This is a genomic window from Psychrobacter sp. PSP, assembly GCF_024085615.1.
Classification (GTDB): Bacteria; Pseudomonadota; Gammaproteobacteria; order Pseudomonadales; family Moraxellaceae; genus Psychrobacter; species Psychrobacter pacificensis.
Window position 1 is genome coordinate 336686 of the sequence record NZ_JABLTF010000016.1, and the last position, 20762, is coordinate 357447.

The 20762-nt window shown below is 43.5% G+C and carries 20 protein-coding genes; 9 read left to right on the top strand and 11 right to left on the bottom strand.

Translation table 11 applies throughout. The features are described 5' to 3' along the window. Window positions 1-27 precede the first annotated feature (27 nt). Both hemL and HL061_RS07520 read right to left on the bottom strand, forming a co-directional pair. The gene (gene hemL / locus HL061_RS07515; protein ID WP_240365767.1) at window positions 28-1329 is read right to left on the bottom strand and encodes a glutamate-1-semialdehyde 2,1-aminomutase; all 1302 of its coding nucleotides are present in this window, start codon (window positions 1327-1329) and stop codon (window positions 28-30) included. A 106-nt stretch (window positions 1330-1435) separates the two neighbouring features. Then, the gene (locus HL061_RS07520; RefSeq protein WP_071002514.1) at window positions 1436-1789 is read right to left on the bottom strand and encodes a zinc ribbon domain-containing protein YjdM; all 354 of its coding nucleotides are present in this window, start codon (window positions 1787-1789) and stop codon (window positions 1436-1438) included. Between the two features lie 314 nt (window positions 1790-2103). Between HL061_RS07520 and HL061_RS07525 the strand changes: the two genes are divergently transcribed. Together HL061_RS07525 and HL061_RS07530 are read left to right on the top strand one after the other, a co-directional pair. Continuing rightward, window positions 2104-2859 carry a folate-binding Fe/S cluster repair protein gene (locus HL061_RS07525; protein ID WP_252962679.1) on the top strand — a complete coding sequence of 252 codons (756 nt, stop codon included), beginning with the start codon at window positions 2104-2106 and terminating at the stop codon, window positions 2857-2859. A 91-nt stretch (window positions 2860-2950) separates the two neighbouring features. Next, window positions 2951-4276, top strand: a complete 1326-nt coding sequence (locus HL061_RS07530) for a D-amino acid dehydrogenase (protein WP_186475250.1) — start codon at window positions 2951-2953, stop codon at window positions 4274-4276. Between the two features lie 94 nt (window positions 4277-4370). Here the strand turns inward: HL061_RS07530 and HL061_RS07535 are convergent, their stop codons facing one another. Continuing rightward, window positions 4371-6569, bottom strand: a complete 2199-nt coding sequence (locus HL061_RS07535; RefSeq protein ID WP_252962680.1) for a molybdopterin oxidoreductase family protein — start codon at window positions 6567-6569, stop codon at window positions 4371-4373. A 49-nt stretch (window positions 6570-6618) separates the two neighbouring features. Further along, the gene (locus HL061_RS07540) at window positions 6619-7320 is read right to left on the bottom strand and encodes a TetR/AcrR family transcriptional regulator (protein WP_289116141.1); all 702 of its coding nucleotides are present in this window, start codon (window positions 7318-7320) and stop codon (window positions 6619-6621) included. Between the two features lie 239 nt (window positions 7321-7559). On the opposite strand from HL061_RS07540, the gene HL061_RS07545 reads away from it, so the two are divergent. The 4 genes from HL061_RS07545 (at window position 7560) to HL061_RS07560 (ending at window position 10384) form a co-directional block, all read left to right on the top strand. After that, window positions 7560-7706, top strand: coding sequence for a hypothetical protein (locus HL061_RS07545; RefSeq protein WP_240365761.1), 147 nt, complete (start codon window positions 7560-7562; stop codon window positions 7704-7706). A gap of 561 nt (window positions 7707-8267) precedes the next feature. Then, the gene (locus HL061_RS07550) at window positions 8268-8471 is read left to right on the top strand and encodes a CsbD family protein (RefSeq protein WP_240365760.1); all 204 of its coding nucleotides are present in this window, start codon (window positions 8268-8270) and stop codon (window positions 8469-8471) included. Window positions 8472-9231: 760 nt separating this feature from the next. Further along, window positions 9232-9816, top strand: a complete 585-nt coding sequence (locus HL061_RS07555) for a hypothetical protein (protein ID WP_252962682.1) — start codon at window positions 9232-9234, stop codon at window positions 9814-9816. Window positions 9817-10003: 187 nt separating this feature from the next. Further along, a complete protein-coding gene (locus HL061_RS07560) occupies window positions 10004-10384 on the top strand; it encodes a hypothetical protein (RefSeq protein WP_071002520.1) in 381 nt (126 codons plus the stop codon). A 170-nt stretch (window positions 10385-10554) separates the two neighbouring features. Here HL061_RS07560 and HL061_RS07565 read toward each other — a convergent pair whose 3' ends face one another. From HL061_RS07565 to HL061_RS07575, 3 genes are all read right to left on the bottom strand, one after another. Beyond that, complete coding sequence (locus HL061_RS07565) at window positions 10555-10866, bottom strand: NGG1p interacting factor NIF3 (RefSeq protein ID WP_071002521.1); 312 nt, start codon at window positions 10864-10866, stop codon at window positions 10555-10557. Between the two features lie 37 nt (window positions 10867-10903). Beyond that, window positions 10904-11536, bottom strand: a complete 633-nt coding sequence (locus HL061_RS07570; protein WP_071002522.1) for a DNA-3-methyladenine glycosylase — start codon at window positions 11534-11536, stop codon at window positions 10904-10906. 285 nt (window positions 11537-11821) lie between these two features. After that, window positions 11822-12145, bottom strand: coding sequence for a DUF600 family protein (locus HL061_RS07575; RefSeq protein ID WP_156770983.1), 324 nt, complete (start codon window positions 12143-12145; stop codon window positions 11822-11824). Between the two features lie 393 nt (window positions 12146-12538). On the opposite strand from HL061_RS07575, the gene HL061_RS07580 reads away from it, so the two are divergent. Further along, window positions 12539-12676 (top strand): hypothetical protein, encoded by a 138-nt coding sequence (locus HL061_RS07580; protein WP_252962691.1) that lies wholly within the window; start codon window positions 12539-12541, stop codon window positions 12674-12676. Window positions 12677-12793: 117 nt separating this feature from the next. Here the strand turns inward: HL061_RS07580 and purC are convergent, their stop codons facing one another. The 4 genes from purC to HL061_RS07600 form a co-directional block, all read right to left on the bottom strand. Continuing rightward, entirely contained in the window at window positions 12794-13507 is a 714-nt protein-coding gene (gene purC / locus HL061_RS07585; RefSeq protein ID WP_071002524.1) for a phosphoribosylaminoimidazolesuccinocarboxamide synthase, read from the bottom strand. Window positions 13508-13716: 209 nt separating this feature from the next. Then, complete coding sequence (locus HL061_RS07590; protein WP_313906920.1) at window positions 13717-14028, bottom strand: hypothetical protein; 312 nt, start codon at window positions 14026-14028, stop codon at window positions 13717-13719. A 125-nt stretch (window positions 14029-14153) separates the two neighbouring features. Next, complete coding sequence (dapA, locus tag HL061_RS07595; RefSeq protein WP_071002526.1) at window positions 14154-15059, bottom strand: 4-hydroxy-tetrahydrodipicolinate synthase; 906 nt, start codon at window positions 15057-15059, stop codon at window positions 14154-14156. 654 nt (window positions 15060-15713) lie between these two features. After that, window positions 15714-17078 carry a Do family serine endopeptidase gene (locus HL061_RS07600; protein ID WP_227517204.1) on the bottom strand — a complete coding sequence of 455 codons (1365 nt, stop codon included), beginning with the start codon at window positions 17076-17078 and terminating at the stop codon, window positions 15714-15716. Window positions 17079-18150: 1072 nt separating this feature from the next. Here HL061_RS07600 and HL061_RS07605 point away from each other — a divergent pair. Next, the gene (locus HL061_RS07605; RefSeq protein ID WP_252962683.1) at window positions 18151-20460 is read left to right on the top strand and encodes a cation:proton antiporter; all 2310 of its coding nucleotides are present in this window, start codon (window positions 18151-18153) and stop codon (window positions 20458-20460) included. A gap of 120 nt (window positions 20461-20580) precedes the next feature. After that, window positions 20581-20762, top strand: a 182-nt coding sequence (locus HL061_RS07610; RefSeq protein WP_252962684.1) for a helix-turn-helix domain-containing protein, incomplete at its 3' end; no start/stop codon positions are given.

Sequence of the window (20762 nt, forward strand, 5' to 3'; positions counted from 1 at the left end):
TCTAAAATTTGAGAGATTTAGAGTGGGTTAACCCTTTGTTATCTCTGCAAATATCTCATCAGCAGCAGTAATCGATGCCTCGATATCTTCATTGCTGTGCTTGATTGACATAAAGCCTGCTTCATACGCAGACGGCGCTAGGTAGATACCGCGATCTAACATACCGTGGAAGAAGGTATTGAACACCTCCATATCGCACTCTGTCACATCATCAAAATTACTTGGGGTTTTGGTATCAGCATCTTTGACAAAGAACATACCAAACATACCGCCCAATTTATTTGTGCGCAGATTGATGCCATGCTTATCCGCCGCCGCTTGGAAGCCATCGACCAGATGATCGACTTTGGCAGCTAAGTCTTCGTAAAAACCTTCTGCCGTTAGGTCTTCAAACATCGCAATACCGGCACGCATGGCGAGTGGGTTACCTGATAGCGTGCCCGCTTGATAAACGCCACCAATGGGCGCGATGCACGACATGATTTCTTCTTTACCGCCAAACGCACCAACTGGTAGACCTGCACCGATGATTTTACCAAAACAGGTCAAATCAGGCGTGATACCGAAATGTGCCTGCGCACCGCCCAGACCCACGCGGAATCCTGTCATCACTTCATCAAAAATCAATACTGCGCCATTGTCCGTACACTGGGCACGCAACGTATCATGAAACTCTTGTGTTGGGATTACCATATTCATGTTGCCAGCGATCGGCTCTAAAATCACGCAAGCAATCTCGTCGCCCCATTTTTCAAAGCAGTCTTTGATCGCTTGCGGATCATTATAAGGAATCGTGATCGTGTGCTTCGCAAAATCGGCTGGTACGCCTTTAGACGTTGGTTCACCGATATCAAGCATGCCTGAGCCTGCTTTGACAAGCAGACTGTCTGAATGGCCATGATAGCAGCCTTCGAACTTGACGATTTTGTCACGCTGAGTATAACCGCGTGCCAAACGAATCGCACTCATGGTCGCCTCAGTCCCCGAGCTGGTCATGCGAATCATCTCAACGCTCGGAACGAGCTCACAGATTTTATCAGCGACCGTGGTTTCAAACGGCGTTGGTGTTCCAAAGCTCAAACCATCATCGGCGGCTTGTTTGACAGCGTCGATGACTTTTGGATGCGCGTGACCCAAAATCATTGGGCCCCAAGAACCCACATAATCAATATAGGCATTGTCTTCGGTGTCATAAATCTTGCTGCCATTGGCGCGGTGCATAAAAATTGGCGTACCGCCGACCCCTGCAAAGGCACGGACGGGTGAATTAACGCCGCCTGGAATATGTTTGCGAGCTTGCGCAAAAAGCTGTTCGTTTTTAGTACTCATAGCTATTCTCTATTTATAGGTTTTATATTCTGTCAGTTCTGTATTTTCTAAATGTCGTCAGTCTTATATTTGTTTATTATCGAATCTTTCAAGACATTTTTACAATTTACGCTTTTTTGACGACAGAAGATTTCAGCTTCATTGGGCCATAACCGTCAAGTTTACAATCAATATCGTGACCATCGGTTGCGTCTGGCAATAGGCGAATACTTTTCGCTTTAGTTCCAACTTTAATGACAAGTGAAGAGCCTTTGACCTTTAGGTCTTTAATGACCGTAACGGCATCGCCGTCCTGTAACTCATTGCCAACCGCATCACGAATGACGGCATCTTGCTCTTCCGTTTGTGCCGCATCCGTCTCAGCCGCCGTCCACTCGTGAGCGCACATCGGACATACCAGTAACGCACCATCTTCATACGTATATTCAGCATCACATTTCGGGCAATTTGGTAAGCTCATCATATCCTCGGCAGTCATCAGACGTTGGGTTTATTGTAGAGCGGACATTGTACCGTAACTCGCCATTTTTAACCAATTTGTACCGTTGAAAATGGCGCACTACACCCAATTTAATGCTTAACCCACACTGGAGCGCCCCACTTATTGATGACGTTTTTGTGACACCATTTTTGTGGTACTCTTCTTAACCCTATTGACATTTTTGCTGACACGTTCTGTCAGTAACAACAGCGTCTATATTAAAGCGCACCTATAACTTTTATCGCTTCGATTTCATCTATATATCTTAATTATTAAGCAGAAGGATAATAACAATGACACAATCTCCAAACCCCTCAGCATTGCCGCAGTTTTCGCAGTTGACCATTCAAGGCGAGGATGCCGAAAAATTCTTGCAAGGGCAATTGACTTGTGATGTCACCAAACTTGGGCTTAGCTATCAAGCCGCTGCAATCTGCAACTTAAAAGGTCGTATTGAATTTGGTATTTGGATCAAAAAACAAGCCGAGAAGCACTATGATGTGGTCATCAGCAGCGATTGTGCAGATGCCTTACAAGCTCATTTAAAAAAGTTTGGCGCGTTTTCTAAATTTGATACCAGTGAGTCGATCGCGATTTATCCGTGTGTGTTAGCAGACGAACCAACCTTTAGCCATAAGGACGATCACAATACCGCTAAAGACACGCAGGATTGGATGGCGTGCAGTATCGCCACTGGTAACTATTGGATTGTCGCGGCGACTCAAGGTGAGTTTCAGCCGCAAGAACTGCGCCTGCATCAGCGTGGCGGTATGGACTATGATAAAGGCTGCTACTTGGGCCAAGAAGTCATCGCCCGTATTTATTTTAAATCAGCGCCCAAAGCGTTTTTGCATTATGTCAAAGGCACAGGCGCACTACTCCCCGCGGCAGGCGACAAACTCGATAAAATCCAAGTGGTGAATGCGATAGAAAATGACAATGGATTTATAGCCCTTGTCGTTGCTCGTCCTGAGCAATTGGCAGAAAGCGATTTGAATATATTGGACTTGCCAGCCGCACTACAGGTGGATGTTGCGCGCCCAAAGTAAAATCAAGCTGAAACAAATAGGCGGCGCAGCAACGGTGATGGCAAGCTAATACACGGCTGCCGTCATGATTAACATGAGCATAGAGAATCCCATGACACATATTGCGGTACTCGGAGCAGGCGTGGTGGGCGTGACCACCGCATGGTATCTACGTCAAGCAGGCTATGATGTGACTGTGATCGAACGCGAATCGGCGGCAGGGATGCAGACGTCTTTTGCCAATGGTGGTCAAATATCGGTCTCTCATGCGACGCCGTGGGCCAATCCTGCCACCCCGATGAAAGCGCTCAAATGGTTGTTTAAGGAGGATGCCCCGCTGTTATTCCGTCTGCGTGCGGATAAGGATCAGCTCAAATGGGCGATGCAGTTTTTGCAAGAGTGCCGCGCTGATCGTGCCGATGCCAATCTGGTGCAAATGGTACGCTTAGGGTTATATTCTCGCGACGCCTTACAACAGCTACGCGCCGATATCGGTATCAATTATGAGCAGCAAACACGCGGTATCATGCATTTTTATACCAGCCAAGCTGAGTTTGATGCGGCGATTGAACCCACTGAGCGCATGCAAGCGCTTGGTTGTGAGCGCCATGTGATTGATATCAATAATGCCGTCAACTTGGAACCTGCCCTCTATCCGATTGCGCATAAACTCACTGGTGCAACCTACACCAGCCGTGACGAATCTGGTAATGCGCACCTATTTACGCAAAGACTCGCACAGCGCTGCATTGATACGGGTGTACAGTTCTTATATGATACTGAGATTTTGGCACTTAACGTCGATACCGACTCTACCCATCGTCATGTACACAGTATTACCATTCGCCCAAAAGGCGAAAACGCACAGACTTTCACAGCTGATAGTCATGTGATCGCGCTAGGCAGCTATAGCGTTCCTCTGTTAAAACCATTGGATATTCGCGTGCCTATCTTTCCAGCAAAGGGCTATTCAGCCACCTATACGGTCAATCCACGAGCGCCGCATTTAGCGCCTTTTGTCAGCCTGATTGATGATGAGTTTAAGCTGGTGACTTCACGTTTGGGTGATAAGTTGCGAGTGGCAGGCACCGCAGAGTTTAATGGTTATAATTTAGACTTAAATGCCACGCGCTGTGAGGCCATTACGCGCCGAGTGCAGCAATTATTTCCAAAAGGTATCATCGCAAATTCGGTTCAATATTGGACAGGACTGCGCCCAATGACCCCATCGAACGTACCTTTGATTGGGCGCGCGCATTGCGGTCAAGTCAAACATGGTAGCCATAACGCGTCAGCCACTTTTGACAATCTATGGCTCAATACAGGACATGGCACGTTAGGCTGGACGCATGCTTGCGGTTCTGCAAAAGCCATCAGCTTATTGATACAAGGTGAAACGCCCAACGTTGATTTTGATTTTGTGGGTACAAACAGCTGACTGAATCTCTAGACACTATAAAAAAACTATCTCCATAAAAAAGCAGGCGCTTACATCGTGTAAGCGCCTGCTTTTTACTTTAAAAAAATTGAACTTATGCGATTGCACTATCTATTGAGTTTTCTAATACCGCATTAGCCACATTGTCTGCGTTAGCGCCCAACGCCTCTAATTGCACAGGTACGCCATTAACGGCGGCATTACCACTCAACTGATCAATTAAGGTATCGTCTGTTAGGTCATTAACACTGACACCGGCATGCGCTTGCGCAATCTTCTGCTTCACCCCTTTACGTCCATGACCAAAGCCATGCGGAATACTGACGACGCCGGGCATCAGCTCATCAGTCACCTCTGCTGCAATAACCACACTGCCTACGCGAGAGGTCACTCTCACGTCTTGTCCGTCTTCAATACCATGCTGTGCTGCCGTTTCTGGATGCAGCATTAACGTACAACGAGACTTACCTTTGACCAATCGATAACTATTGTGCAGCCATGAGTTATTGCTACGTACATGGCGACGTCCGATGAGCAAAATCTCCTGATTATCATACTGCTGCATCATTTCTTTGATCCGTTCCAAATCTGCCTGATAAAAATCAACATTGAGATTGATTTGCTTATCGGCATGCTTGATCGCCTCCGGCAACATACGATGCAGTGGTCCTAAATCAATACCGTGTGGATTGTCTATCAGCGCATCCAACGTGACGTCTTTATAAGGTCCGTACTTGAGACCTTGCTCAAGTAAGAATTTCGGTCCAAACGCTTTTGTCGCGGCACGCTCTTTTTGTACCGCTTCTGGCGCGTCTTTATCCAAGCGATCGGCAAGCTCTAGATAAATCTCCCAGTCATGCTTCTCATTCTCTGTTTTGCTAAATAAAGCAGGCGAGTATTTGGCAACATTGTGTACAGCAAAACCATTAAACGTAATGTCGTAATGGTCACGCTCGAGTGGCGAGACGGGCGGCAGGATAATATTGGCATGACGGCTGGTCTCAGTCACAAAGTAATCAAGCGACACCATAAACTCAAGCCCTGATAAGGCCTCATCTAGCTTTTCACCATTTGGCGTGCTAAGGACAGGGTTACCGGCGACACTCATAAAGCCTTTTAACTGCCCTTCTCCTGCGACTAACATCTCATCCGCCATCGCAACCACTGGATATTCGCCATTAAAGTCAGGTAGACTGCTCACGCGGCTATGGCGTTTGCCCAAATAACCTGGGCCCGAGCTATTGACCACATCGACAGCAGGATTGGGGAACATGAGTCCGCCCACTTCATCTAAGCGTCCTGTGACGATATTGATGACCATGGACAGATATTGGCTGAGCAAGCCAAACTCTTGCACCGAGATACCCATACGGCCGTAACAGACCGAGCTTTCGGCTTCACAAAACTCTTTGACGATACGTTTGATTTCAGCGGCGGTAATACCTGTAATATCTGCCACCGACTCAGGGGTGAACCCTTCTGCAAATGATGCAATACGATCAATCTCTGGTGCCAAACCTGCCACTCGGCTATCTACCTTGGCATAGCCTTGCGCGTAGATTTCATTGAGCATGGCCAATAGCAATAATACGTCTGTCGCTGGACGAATAAAGTGATGTTCGCTGGCGATATCTGCGGTTTCGGTACGCCTTGGATCGATCACCACTACTTTGCCGTCACGTGCTTTGATGTCTTTGAGCTTTTGACGCATGTTGGGCGCAGTCATGATACTGCCATTAGAGGCCAGCGGGTTACCGCCGATGATGAGCATATACTGCGTGCGATTCACATCCGGAACAGGGATGCGGAGCATATGACCGAACAGATGCATGCTGACGATATGGTGTGGCAGTTGGTCAATTGAAGTGGCAGAAAAGCGACTACGCGTCTTTAGGCTGGTCAATAGCTGCTTGATAGTCAGCATACCGCCCATGTTATGGACATTCGGGTTACCCAAATACACCCCAAACGCATTTTGACCATATTTTTGCTGAACAGACTGAATACCTGCAGCGACTTTATCTAACGCCTCAATCCAACTGATCGATTTCCAACCGTCCGCCGTTCTCTCGACAGGCCCTCGCAAACGATCAGGGTCTTCGTACAAATCCTGCAAAGCAGTGGCTTTCGGGCAAATGTAGCCTTGAGAAAAAGGATCGTTTTTATCCCCTTTGATCGATAAGACTTTTTCGCCATCGTGCTTGATCTCGATGCCGCACATCGCCTCGCATAAAGTACAGGTTCTAAAGTGGATTTGTTCGTTGTCCGTCGCGCTAGCCGCTGTAGTGCCCATAGTCATACTCCCTTTTATGTTTTATAAATCCTAGCTTTCATGAGATATATCATGAGCCGCTATGGTTGCTTCCTTGCAAAAAATTGGCAAATAGGGTATCAAAGCTGATATTCAATGTCGCAATCGCTTGCTCCCTCGAGTAGCGCTGCTGATGACAGCCTAGTATCAGCTCATGTACTTGCGCGGCTGCCATATCCACACAAAGATTAACAGCGCTGCGTTCACAAGAACGATTGGATAGCTGTAATCCCTGCATAAATATCTCCGTCCACTCCTCTTGTATGTCTGCGACTAGATTACCCAGTCCATTATTGAGTGAGGATTGGTTCTCTATATCGGCAGTGAATCGCGGACGATCTTCGAGTAAGTGCTGAAATAGCGCAATATTCTGAAAGGTAGAATCAAAAATCATTATCAGACATTGCTGACACTGCTGATTAAACTCTTCCTTAGTCAGCACGTCATAGTCTTTTAGCATATTGACCCATGCCAGCCGCATTGGCGATAGATAGTGGTCTTTTAACTGAGCGCTGAGCTCGTTCTGTAGCGCATCCAAGCTCTCAAAATGATTATAAAAACTGGGCTGCGCAATACCTGCCCCTTTAGCCACTTTATTCATGCTCATGCCCTGAGCACCTTCTAGACTATAGAGCCGTAACGCGCTTTTTAATAAGGCACGCCGCGTTCTAGCTTTTGCTTGCTCACGTTTTGACTCTATGGGGGCGTTTGTATTTTGCGCTAATGCATTCAATATAGAGGTATCCCTACTCGATAAATGATTATGTCAACACGCCAGTAATTTACCTGAAGTGCTATTGTGCTAAAAAAGTGTGATGATAGTCACATATTGATTACTATTTTTAGACTCGTCATTTTTAAACCCACAATAACTTTTACTAATTATGTTTCGACTATAAGGTTATAGTCATTTAAACGATAAGTCTATAGCCAAATTCGTGGAAGGATAAGACCTTAAGTGCCGTTGCTACCATGGCAGTCATCAAGCGCCAACTACAGCGTACGGGTAAAGCAAAGCTGCCTAAACCAAATGTATCGCCAATATTGTCACTACTTAGTGACCGTATCCGTCTCAGCAAATTGACCAAACGTTACCAGCGTTACCTCGCTAACCTCTAGCAGAGTATAATTGATCCAATTTGAGAGTGGTACAAGGCAACCGAGTGCAGATGTATCTGTCATACTTCAAGCGAGGTTAATGCTGTAACGCTTTTTTAGTGGATTGGCTATATCTTAACAAGCTGGCTCTTATCTTATATTGCAAAATAAACAAGCAGATGACCTATTTTTAGGTTTCTGCTATTTATTCGTAGGCTATTTATTTTACGTAATATTGGTTTTTTATCTTATTCTTACTTAATGACAATTATTGATTTGAGCATTTTTATTACGCATGGCAGACGTAATTTACGCTTTACTACTACAGCGAGTTGACAGATAACACATAATGCACGCTCACTATAATTAAGTAACACTATAAACATAGCGTATACAGACAGCTGAATTGAAACGTCCTATATTTAATACCACAAGATAATTGGTAACAGCCAATAATACTTGTGAACTACTAAAATAAGAAAATCAATAAATAAGTAGCTCTAACAAACGATATTCATATCGTCAATAAACTCAAAGACTATTTGATGAAAGTGAATCAAACAAGATAAAAGGAATATAATCATGAATAAGAATACTTTAAAAGGCGAATGGAAACAAATAAAAGGCTCAGTAAAACAAAAATGGGGTGAGCTGACTGATGACGATTTAGATCAAGTGGAAGGTAGCCGTGATAAGCTGGTTGGTCGTATACAAGAGCGTTATGGTCATGCCCAAGATCATGCTGAGCGCGAAGTAGATGACTGGCGCCGCGAAAACAATTACTAATTCACTTTTTTTATAAAATAAAGTTTTTTGAAAAAAAGATGTTTCTATTATAAAAATAAAAAGCCGCATGATAAATTATGCGGTTTTTTTGTGTCAGGTAGATAATGATGTCAGTTAGATAATAGTTTAGATAGAGGTTTCTCATACTATATAAAACTGTTTAGCATTTCCCAGACACGATAAAACCGCATAGCAATAAATTGTTATGCGGTTTTATCGTTAACTGTCCATGTTACCTATCACGACTGCTTTCTATGCATCCTTGCACAAATATTCAGTGATTGTGATACTGGGCATCCTGCCCTTATTACAGCATCTAATCTTAACTGCTGCTATCAGCAATGGGTATGTGTCCTTACTTCAACTATTATTATCATCCTGATGCTAATAATTGAATCATTATCCTTAATGCGGCTAACTCAATCCTTAAGTCACACTCCCTAATGCCGTGTAACCATAATGCCTAACTCTCACTCTCATGTTAAGTCGCGTAAACGTCATTGTATGTAAGCATATGCTTACAACGATTTAATCATTCTCAATAATTACAACTTATTAACGCAAATGACACTTAATATAAAGCTTTGTATCCTATGATAGATAATGTAAGAAAACATTTCTAAAAATAGTTTTTTTAGTGATAGTAGCTCTTAACACCTATCTGAGTATGGCTGTATCAACATATTTTAGAACCTTCTACCTTTGACTTATATAAGCATTCTTATTGCAAGCTCTCTGAAACCTTATAGGATATTGCATCATGAAAACTCTAAAACCGTTTTCCTTTAAGACAACCATATCTACTGTTTTTATCGTTGCTCTATTGGTTACCACTGTCGGTTGTGCTGTCGTTGGTCCTGGCTATGATAACCAGCCCATATATCGTGGTGATAATAATCGGCAGAACGATAGCTTCAACCGTGTCAGCCAGCAGCTCCGTCAAGACTTACGCCGCAAAGGCTATCAAGTCATAGACATTCGCTCTGATAGCTATCGTGGCGATCGCGCAATGACAGCTTTTGCCAAAAAGAATAATCAGCTCTATGAGCTAACATATACTTATCCTTCTCTAAGACTCATCAGCTCAAATAAAAGATTATGGTCGAACAATTGGGGAGATAACAAGTATCAAAAAGACAATGACCGCCATAAAAAAGATAAACATAAAGATAATGGTAAATATAAGAACGACAAGCGCTATAAAAAAGGTGATATAGAGGACAGCATTAAAAGAGAGTCACGTTACCCAGCGATCAAGCGCCGTGCCATCAATAAAGTAAGATCTATGGGTTACCGTGTCGAAGATATCGATCTTGAAGAAAAAAAACAAGCGTGGTGTCTTTGACATTGAGGCCAGACGCGGCTCGCAGGAGTATGAGATATTGCTTAGCTATCCAAATTTAGACGTTATTAACGTTAAAAAAGACTGATGACGCTGACACTACTGTCAATAGAGCAGTTCTACACGCCCCTTTACTGAAATATTAGAAAACTATCTTTATCCAACGATAATAGATTATGAGGACATTTTTATGAAAGCTTTATCATCTTCAACACTAAAGAATGTAGTGTCTGGCAGTATTGTCGCCACTTTATTAGCGGTAACTACTGGCTGTGTCACCACACCTGGCGGCTATAGTGTATATGACGATATCTATGAAGACGTCTACAAAGATAACAAAGAGCATAAAAAACACAAAGACAAGCATAAAAAAGCGGATAAAAACGTCTACTCAGCTGCTATCGAGCGTCGAGCTGCCAACAAAGTTAGCAGCATGGGATACCGTGTCAAAGGTGTTAAATATAAAAAGGGCGACCGTAAAATCAAGGTCAAAGCTGAACGTGGTCGCGACGATTATAAAATCGAACTGAGCTATCCAAGCTACAATGTCATTAAGATTAAAAAGGATTAATCGATTATTAGGGTCTGATATTCACTATTAATACTCAGTTGAAATAACAAAAAATTTATAACAAAAAATTTATAACCAAAAATTTATAACCAAATAAGTCATCAAGTGGCTTATTTGGTTTTTTTGTGAGAATTCTTACACTCAACAAGCTAATATTTTTCTAGATAAAACTAAAAATCCAAGACTTTTATCACATCATACGCTGGCGTTTCATACGGGTGCGCCTCTTTTAACGCGATGACAGCAGCAGTAATAAATGCGTCATCGACGACCATCTCTACTCGCCATTCATCGACCGTTTCTAAACTATCTTGCTTACCGATATGCGGCGCGCTACCTGCTAACGGCATAAACTGCCCTGTTCCTTGCACTTGCCAACAGCACTGCTCGTAATCGCCAATACTCCCAGCACCAGCGGCAAATAAAGCGGACTTTACTTGCTCTAAGGCCTCATCAGGAATAAAAACCGTCAACTTATACATGAACTTACCTCACAAAATAGATTTAAATCTCAATCTACTAGTTCTTAGATAAAGAAGGATGATCAGTCCATATATAACGTAACAGCCAGTCTTTAGCATCACCGGCATAATCAATACCGATACGCGGACGCACTGATACAGGTGGCTGGCAACCATCATCTTCAACCCAAACGCTTGAGTCTGGCGAGATAGGTTTGCCATATAAATCGCGAGTTATCTGCAAGCGTTTGGTCAGTTTACCTGGCCCTGCAAACTGCTTGGGGTGAGTAAATTGCTTATCTGGACTGAATTGTTGCTCTTCAATCAGACGGTCACTACCCTCAGTCAAAAATCCAGCGCGAATCAGCACCGATTCAGGTGACTCTATAGAGCCGCTAATCAAATTTAGCATATGATGCACGCCATAGGTCAGATAGACATAAAACACACCGCCTTGCTCATACATAATCTCTGTGCGCGCTGTTCGAGTACCTGCATGTGAATGGCAAGCGGGATCGTCTTGACCAATATAGGCTTCGGTCTCAGAAATACGCATACGTAGTGTTTTTTGCTGTCCATCACTATCGGTTAGCTGTCGACATATAACTTTACCAATCAAGTCAGCAGCGACCACACAGGTCGGACGAGTGAACCAGTCAGACTCTAAAACAGTTGATGAAGCAGTAGACATTAGCGAAACCTTTTCTTATTTTTATGGTCTAATTGATATGAGTAAGTACTAACAAATTAGCATAAAAGTCAGATAAGGTATGGAGTACAGTGTTGGCGCTATGTTTGATTTTTTATACGAATTAAGTGATAAGTCTATGGCTGAAAGGGTGATACTGTTGATAAATGGATAGGAATTATAGTCTGTTATAAGTGATTCCATTATAGCAGTCTATTTTAAGTGGTCTGTTAATAGGTTTTTGGTGTAAAATAACTGGTTTCGTTAGGGTATGCTTTCAATTACTATTCATGACTTTAGACTATCACTTTTAAAAGTCCAATTTATTTCACCTCCAGTGATAACTTCATTAGTTTCTTCATAATCTTTTGATTTATCGTAGTCATACTCTATTTCAAACTTACCATTAGGGTATAGATTAAAGGTTAAGCCCCATATTTTTTCTCCTGTAAGGTTAAAAATATGGTTTCTGAGAAATAATGAGGCCTCATGTTCAAGGAAAAGCAGTTCGTTAGATAGTTCTCTATATTCATCTATCTTATCTCCCTTGATAGTAATTATAACCTTAGAAGACTGTGTCATTCCCTCATAGATATCGACATGATTAGACATTTGCTTCCAATACTCGTTCCCTAAATGAGCCATAAGACCATTTGCAAAAATCCTATATGCTTTATTTTCATCATCTATTTTTATATCTAAATTCCCTAAATATTGATTAAAAACAAACGGCTTGATTGCTTTATGTACACTGGACGAGTAGGTATAAAGAATTCTGTAAAGGTTTCTAACAGTTCGATGCCTGTATAGCGCACCGATCACTAATAGAATATGTATGGTAAGTACACCATGAAGTATACCGCGCCTATCTCATTGAGTTAAAACCTTAATACTCTTAGCCCACAGCCAAAGATTTAAATACTCACTAAGGAACCATCTTTGAGCTATGCTGAAGAAACCGTAGAGGTAAACTTGGTAAACTAAGCGTATTAATCGGAGTTTACCATGACCAAGAAAGTAAGAACCTACAGTGACGAATTTAAAGCAGAAGCCGTTAAGAAGAATCAGACGAGGATTCAAAAGGGTTTGGGCTATCAATCGCCAAGACAGGTGTGGTTTGATTATTATCGTCAGGCTGCGTAATTAAAATCTCCCAAGTTTATGTGTACGGATTTGACGGCAGGGGTCACATAAATATAATGCCATAAAAAAAACTGAGCACATGGCTCAGTTTTTTATTTTATGCTAAGTATCAGATACTTATTTTAATGGTACACCGATACGGTCAGCCACTTCTTCATAAGCTTCAATCACATCACCTAATGACTGACGGAAACGGTCTTTATCAAGTTTCTTCTTGGTGTTCTTATCCCAGATACGGCAGCCATCTGGTGAGAACTCATCACCTAATACGATACGGTCATGGAATACGCCAAATTCTAGTTTGAAATCAACTAAAATCAAATCACCCGCATCAAACAATGCTTTGAGTACATCGTTGACTTGATAGGTCAGCTCTTCCATCTTAGCCAATTGTTCTTTGGTTGCCCAGCCAAGAGATACAGAGAGCGACTCATTGACCATCGGATCACCTAGCGCATCATCTTTATAAAAAAGCTCATACGTTGGCGGTGTCAATGCTTGCCCTTCTTCTAAGCCCAAACGACGTACCAAACTACCAGCGGCAAAGTTACGCACCACGCACTCTACAGGAATCATATCCAAGCGCTTGACCAATACTTCGTCGTCAGACAATTGCTCTTCAAAATGCGTCTCGATACCAGCATCAGACAATTTTTGCATGATAAAAGCATTAAAGCGGTTATTCACCACGCCTTTACGCGCCAATTGTTCGATACGCTTACCATCGAGCGCTGAGGTATCATCACGGAAGTGTAAAATCAGAAGATCATTGTCTTCTGTTTCGTAGACAGATTTGGCTTTGCCTTTATACAGCAGTTGTTGCTTTTGCATTATGGGGGTTCCTGTTCGTTCAAGCTTATGTGGTAAAAACGCGCAGCGACCGCTGACTTTTATTACAATATCGATATTAGATCTCTTGCAAAAGTACCAGTTCATTGACTTCCACTGACGGAGTTACAAGGGCTGACGATGACTTATGCAAGAAGTCTATTATTTTAATCAATAATCATAAAGATCGGCGGTACAAATGAAGAAAGAAATTAGTTTGAAGGGCTACTAACAGCACGCTGAGGCTTTGGCAACTGATACTGATTACCTGACTCATTCTGTAATTTAAGCGTGTTCGCGCCCACATTCGGTGTTGGGTACAAAGGCACGAAAGGCGCTGTTTCTTGAGCAGCCGGCAGCTCTATCGGTGCAAGCTTTTTGCTTTGTTGATAGTCTAAGCTGCCATTGTCGCGCTTTCCAAGCAGGCTCTTGGTCGCTTGGCAGCCGCTCAATACCAACGTACTACCCAAAACTAAGGTCAGCATTGCAGGAAGTAGTTTTGTCGTTTTTGATGCTACTGTCATCATGTTGTCTCTCTGAGTTAGCAGTTATTGCTCATTTAGGCGATTGGCTTATCATGATAAGTTGACTTGTTGCTCGCTTGAATATTAATCGTCAAGCAACAAGTCTTAAATCGCTGAAGATCAGGTTATAGTATGTTTGCTCGAACCAACGCTTCATCAATAGTCGCATGATGTTGCTCTGCCAACCAAACGAGTGGTAAGCGTATCCCTTTATCGATCATGCCCATTTTATGTAGCGCATACTTAGCTGGAATAGGACTTGACTCGATGAATAAGTCACGATGTAGATGTTTGACTACGTCATGAATCTGACTAGCCGTTTCAAAATCACCACGCAAGCCAGCAGCGAAAGTCTCGCTCATGGCTTTTGGCGCCACGTTGGCAGTCACCGAGATATTGCCTTTACCACCTACTTTTAGTAGATCAAGCGCTGTACCATCATCACCAGACAATACGACCATTCTGTCACCAACAGCTTTAATCAATTGCTCACCGCGACCAACAGAGCCTGTCGCATCTTTGATAGCAACGATATTGTCGATATCAGCAAGACGTTCGACCGTCTCTTGGGCAATATCGACGACCGTGCGACCCGGTACATTATAGAGCATCTGAGGAATATTGACGGCTTTAGCAATGGCTTGGTAATGTTGATATAAGCCTTCTTGTGGCGGCTTATTGTAATAAGGAGCAACCAATAACGCACAGTCTGCACCAGCATCTGCTGCGTCTTGAGTCAGTTTAATCGCTTCTATGGTGTTGTTTGCACCAGTACCTGCGATGACTGGTACGCGACCTTTAACATGCTGGACAAAATAGCGAATGACATCGCTATGCTCTTGCATCGATAGGGTTGCCGACTCGCCAGTGGTGCCGACAGCAACGAGGCAATGCGTGCCCTGCTCGATCTGCCAGTCTATGAGGTCAGCCAGACGTTTATAATCAACTGTACCGTCAGGGTGCATGGGCGTTACCAAGGCTACCATTGAGCCTTGTAATCGGGTTTTGATCTCGTCGTATGCTGTGCTCATAACCGTGCCTTACTGTATTATCCTAGCTTTTATCAAAGCTGTCACATGATAGGTCGTTTGCAAGTGCCAAAAATTTATATACGTTGATAAACGCTAATGACCAACCCTTGCTTGATGTTAATGCTGAAATTTTATTTATTATCATAACGTTTACATTATAAATTACTGCGTATTAAAGTGAGTATTGGCATTATCGATGCCAGTGACCGCAAATACCTGTTGCGCCATAAAATATAATAATAAAAACGCCTGCTAGTGTAGCATATTTTGATTTGACCGCTATCAATCAATTGATGATTCAAGCACAAATCAAAGACGAAAAAAGCTTTTTTTATTGCTAGAAACAATAAATATTGCTTCAAGTCTTTATTAATAATATACCGATAACTAAAGCACTCAGCAACGTATCAACACTGCTGAATGGTTTTGCCAATACTAGCGAATGGTCAACACATCGATGGTGGGACGATATAAGCGAAAAGGCAGGCCTCGCGTGCCTATACCGCTGCTGACGAATATTTAAATACATTATTTGCAGACTGATGCAGTATCCGTTTGCGTATCTCTTATAGCGAGCGGTATTTATGATGAGCAATTATACTTTTCGGTGTTTTTCGGTATGCTGCTGTCCAAATCACTTCCTTATGGTTTTATCTATTCAATACGCAGACCAATAATAGCAGGGATGCCTTGTCGAATAATTTCTATCGTGACAACGCCCTTTTTGGGTAGGGATGAGATGGCGTCAGAGAAATCCGTTACTTTCTTAATAGGCTTTTGGTGAAAATTGGTAATGACATCACCTGCCAAAATCCCCGAGCGCGCGGCTAACCCTGTCGGATCAACCGTCGTGACCAACACCCCCGTTTTATTGTCTGTAGCAATCTCTGCTTGTTCATCTTTGGTCAAATCGCGCAAACGTAGGCCCAGTTGGACATCATCACTTTGCTGATCCCCACTTTGGGCTCTGACATCATTAGGTGCATAAGCAAGTTTACCGCTAATGATCATCTGCTTACCATTGCGCTGAATCTGTGCGCGAAATGGATCGCTTGGCTTTGCTCGGTTGAGCAGATTCAATAAGTCGGATGCTCGCATGATTTGTACATTATTGTACTGCAAGATAATGTCACCAGGTTTTAGACCTGCTTTTTGTGCTGGCGAGTCTGGAGAAACGCGGGTCAGCAAAGCGCCTTGTGGTTTATCCAATTTATAAGCTTCGGCCAGATTACGGTCAATATCTTGCGGATAGATACCCAAATATGCGCGAGCGACTTCACCGCTGGTCTTTAATTGCTCATAGATATCCATAGCAGCGTCAATTGGGATAGAGAATGATAGCCCCATGTAGCCGCCCGTCCCACTAAAGATACGCGAGTTGATACCAATCACCTCACCGCGCTGATTGAATAGAGGGCCACCTGAGTTGCCAGGGTTTAGCGCCACATCGGTTTGTATAAACGGCACACTGGTTTCGCGTGAGAAGCTGCGTGATTTGGCACTGACGATGCCAGCGGAGGCTGAATAATCAAAACCAAATGGTGAACCAATGGCTAGTACGGGCTCCCCTACTTTTAAGCTGTTTGAGTCGCCAATCGGTAGCGCGGGGAACTGAGTGCCTTCAACTTTTAGTACAGCCACATCTGAGCGCTCGTCGCTACCAATCAAGGTTGCATCAAGCTCGGTTCTATCATTAAGTGTGACGGTGATTTTGTCAGCGCCCTCGATGACGTGATGATTGGTCAGCATGTAGCCGTTAGATGTGACAAAAAAGCCTGTACCATAAGCATGCTCTATCGCTGGCGTGACTGCTCGATCAGGAATGCGCACCCGATCGCCAAAAAACTGCCGCAACACTTCAGCCGTTTGCGCCTTAGCAAGCTCAGCCTCACTGACTGTCTTGGTGACGTTGACGCGCGCCACTGCGGGTGTCACTTGTTGAACTAGGCCAGAGAAATCAGCCGTGGTTACAGCCGCATGTGCATTGCTCATTGTGGTGACGTTAATACTAGCCACCATCGCCGTACTCACAGCGAGCGCCAGCGCACTGCGCTGTAACCAAAGTCGCATATCGACAGTGGTTCGTGATTTAAACATATTGATAGGCATATTGTCCTCCATATGAATGGTCATTATTATTGTTGGTAATTAGATGATGGTACTCGATAACGTCTTGCCTGACGCACATAACCCCAATCGTTATTGGTCAGCGTTCTTATATTTGCTTATATAGTGAATTCAGTATAAAAACGATACAGTAGGACTGGGATAAATTTTTCGCAGCATCGAGCAGCGTAGGCACAGCACGCAAGGAAAATTTAGACCAGTTCCACCTTGATATATAATGTATCTGTTTTATTTAGGATTGACTATATCGTTATCGTTATACTCATATTACACGATGGTATTCGTGCTATGCATCGATTTCATATATGTTTTATCGCTAGGCTGATATAGTAACGATCATGTCAGCCCCGTTTTTATATTTATTTTAATCAAAACCAGGGTTGTTGGCTTTAGTAAACATAAACCCTCAGCGCCAATAGCCGGTCTCTGATTGACGTCATATTATTGTTGTTTTGACGGCGTGCATGACCAACGTAGCTACTGTATGATGGACAAAACGTTATCTTGCCATCATTTCCATAATGCAGGATAACCCAAGGCATGGTTATTTCATACTGACTTTGTACAATTTTGTGGCTGCGCGCTGATATCGTGGCAGGCTTTGTATACATGTATATGAATCAAATCATGTTATGATAGCAAGCAAAACAAATCATAAAACAAACAAAAGTCAATTAGTAAAAATGCTATCGACTACTCGTTTATCAAGCTGGCTATCATCATCCCTGTTTTCCATCTTTTGCATTTTTAGACCACTGTTATTTGTCTAAGAATGCTTTTGCCCTTGCTACTTTATAGTGTATATATCATCTCAAGCTCATGTTGCGATTCATGATGGCTATCAATGTGATGACCCAGATACAATCAGTAATGATAACAATTGATCATAAACGAACGGTAGCGACTATCTTATAGCAGCTATGGATAGATATAAAATATGACAAGATTACAAAAGGATTAATTTATGGATACCGCCCTATTGCTATCCGGCGTGGTTGGGATTGGCATTGCCGCCCAATGGCTGGCTTGGTATTTGAAGCAACCGTCCATTTTATTTTTATTGCTCATTGGCATTATCATCGGACCAGTCCTGGGGGTATTTGACCCTGATTTGGTATTAGGTGAGCTGATGTTCCCCTTTATCTCTTTGGGCGTGGCAATTATTCTATTTGAGGGCTCGCTAACGCTAGAGTTTGATGAGATCAAGCAGCATGGTACTGTGGTGCAAATGCTGGTCTCGATTGGTGTACTCATCACCATCGCTATCGTGGCGCTGTCGACTTATTTGCTATTCGATGTCGACCCATTGATTGCATTGCTGTTTGGTGCGCTGGTCTGCGTGACCGGTCCGACAGTCATTATGCCGCTGTTGCGTAGCGTGCGCCCCAATAAAACCATCTCTAATATCCTCAAATGGGAAGGTATTATCATTGATCCAATCGGTGCAATTGCCGTGGTATTGGTCTATGAATATATCATCTCAGGCGGTGAAGCCAGTAGTATCTTGCTATTTGCCAAAATTGTCGTATTGGCAACCGCCCTTGGTATGGCAGGCGCTTGGTTGCTTGCTTTCCTCATGCGTCGTCATATGGTGCCTGAGTTTTTGCGCAATGTTTTTACCCTTGCATTCGTCTTGGTCTTGTTTTCGGTATCAAATCACTTGGAGCATGAATCAGGATTATTGACTGTGACCGTACTGGGTGTGGCTTTGGCAAACTGGCCAAAATTCCCACGCGAGACGATTCTAGAGTTCAATGAGTCTTTAACCGTTCTACTGATCTCTGTGCTATTTATTATTTTGGCCGCTCGTGTAGAGCTGGCAAGTTTATTGAGCGTAGGATTTGTAGGTCTGGTGCTCCTTGCTATTGTCATGTTTGTGGCGCGTCCATTATCAGTATGGGCGTCCTCCATCGGCTCCAACCTCAAAACCAATGAAAAGCTGATGATCAGCTGGATTGGCCCTCGCGGTATCGTCGCTGCTGCTATCTCATCCCTGTTTGCGATTCGTTTGCAAGAGTATGATATTCAAGGCGTTGAGCTGCTTGTACCATTGGTATTTATGGTCATCATCGGTACGGTAATGATTCAGGGTCTGGGCGCAAAGATGGTCGGCAACTTGCTGGGCGTACGTGAGCCTGAGACCAACGGTATTCTTATCGTCGGTTCAAACCCGATTGCCCTACTCATCGCTACCTCTCTTAAAGAGCAAGGCTTCGATGTCATCGTCGCGCATAATAACTATACCAATATCGCGCGCGCACGCATGAGTGGATTGCGTACTTATTTTGGCAACCCAATCTCTGATCACGCTGATCACCATCTTGATCTGATTGGTATTGGGCGTTTGTTTGCGATGAGTATGGACAAAGAGATGAATACCTTGTCTGAGATTCATTATCGTCATGAATTTGGCGAGCGTAAGCTATACCGTCTCAAGTTCAGTGATGAAAAAGTCAAAAGTGAGCGCGACGACAAGCAGTCCAATTTTCACTCACAGTGGCTGTTTGGCAAAGATGTGACGTATACCAAGCTTGCTAGTATGCTGTCCAAAAAAGCGCGCATCAAAATCACCAACATCACTGACAGCTATAGCTTTGAGCAGTATAAAGCGGATAACAAGCAGTTTGTACCGCTGTACACCATAGACAAAGAAGGCAAGCTGCACGTCATTACTGATAAGTTCGACGGTACGGTGCCGCGTGATCGTAAGCTTATCTCACTGGTCGTGGATGATGAAGTACAGCCAAAACCAGTAGACGTGACACCAAAGCAAGAACAAGCGCGTATGGTCGCCGATGCCAATTTTGAGTCCAGCTCAAAAGCGCCTGAAAAGCGTAAAGAAAAAGAGCTGGGCAGCGATAACCTACAAAAACCAGCGCCAGAGGCACCAACTAATACGGCTCAAAATACTGAGCAAAGCGTCGCCAGTGCCCCTAATGCGAACAGCGCCATAGATAAGTCCAATACTGCGACAGTCGCGGCCGATGATAAGGCAGTAGCACCAAAAACAGAGGCTACCAACACAGCGAACACAGGTGTGATGACAGCAAACTCGACCGCGACCTCAAAGACTAAGCCGTCTAGTAATAGTAATGCCAATGGTAATGGCAACGCGCCTAAAAATAAAAAAGGAGCGCTTGATCCCAATCGTCTCCCTGACTCTGGTCAAGACAGTGCTACTCATTCGACTGCCAAAGCTGACACCGACGCTTCTGGCGCGGTTGGGAAAGAAGCCAAACAGAGTGAGCTGAATGACAAAAATAGTGATAAATAAACTCTATCGTTATTTAACCGCTAACGTCATAATTGGTTAAATAACAAACTGTCATCAATAAAAAGCCCCAGCGACATGAACTGCCCCCCATAAGTTGGACACAACTTATGGGGTATTTTTATGCGCTACGATCTAGACTTTAAGCTTGAAGTCATCGCATACTATATGCAAGGACATACTGGTCGTGCTACAGCTGAGGAATTTAACCTAGATAATAAGATAGTTATCAAATGGGTTAAGCAATATCAAAGCGGTGGTATTGAAGCTATCAAACCAAAGACCAGCAAAGCTTACTATAGTCA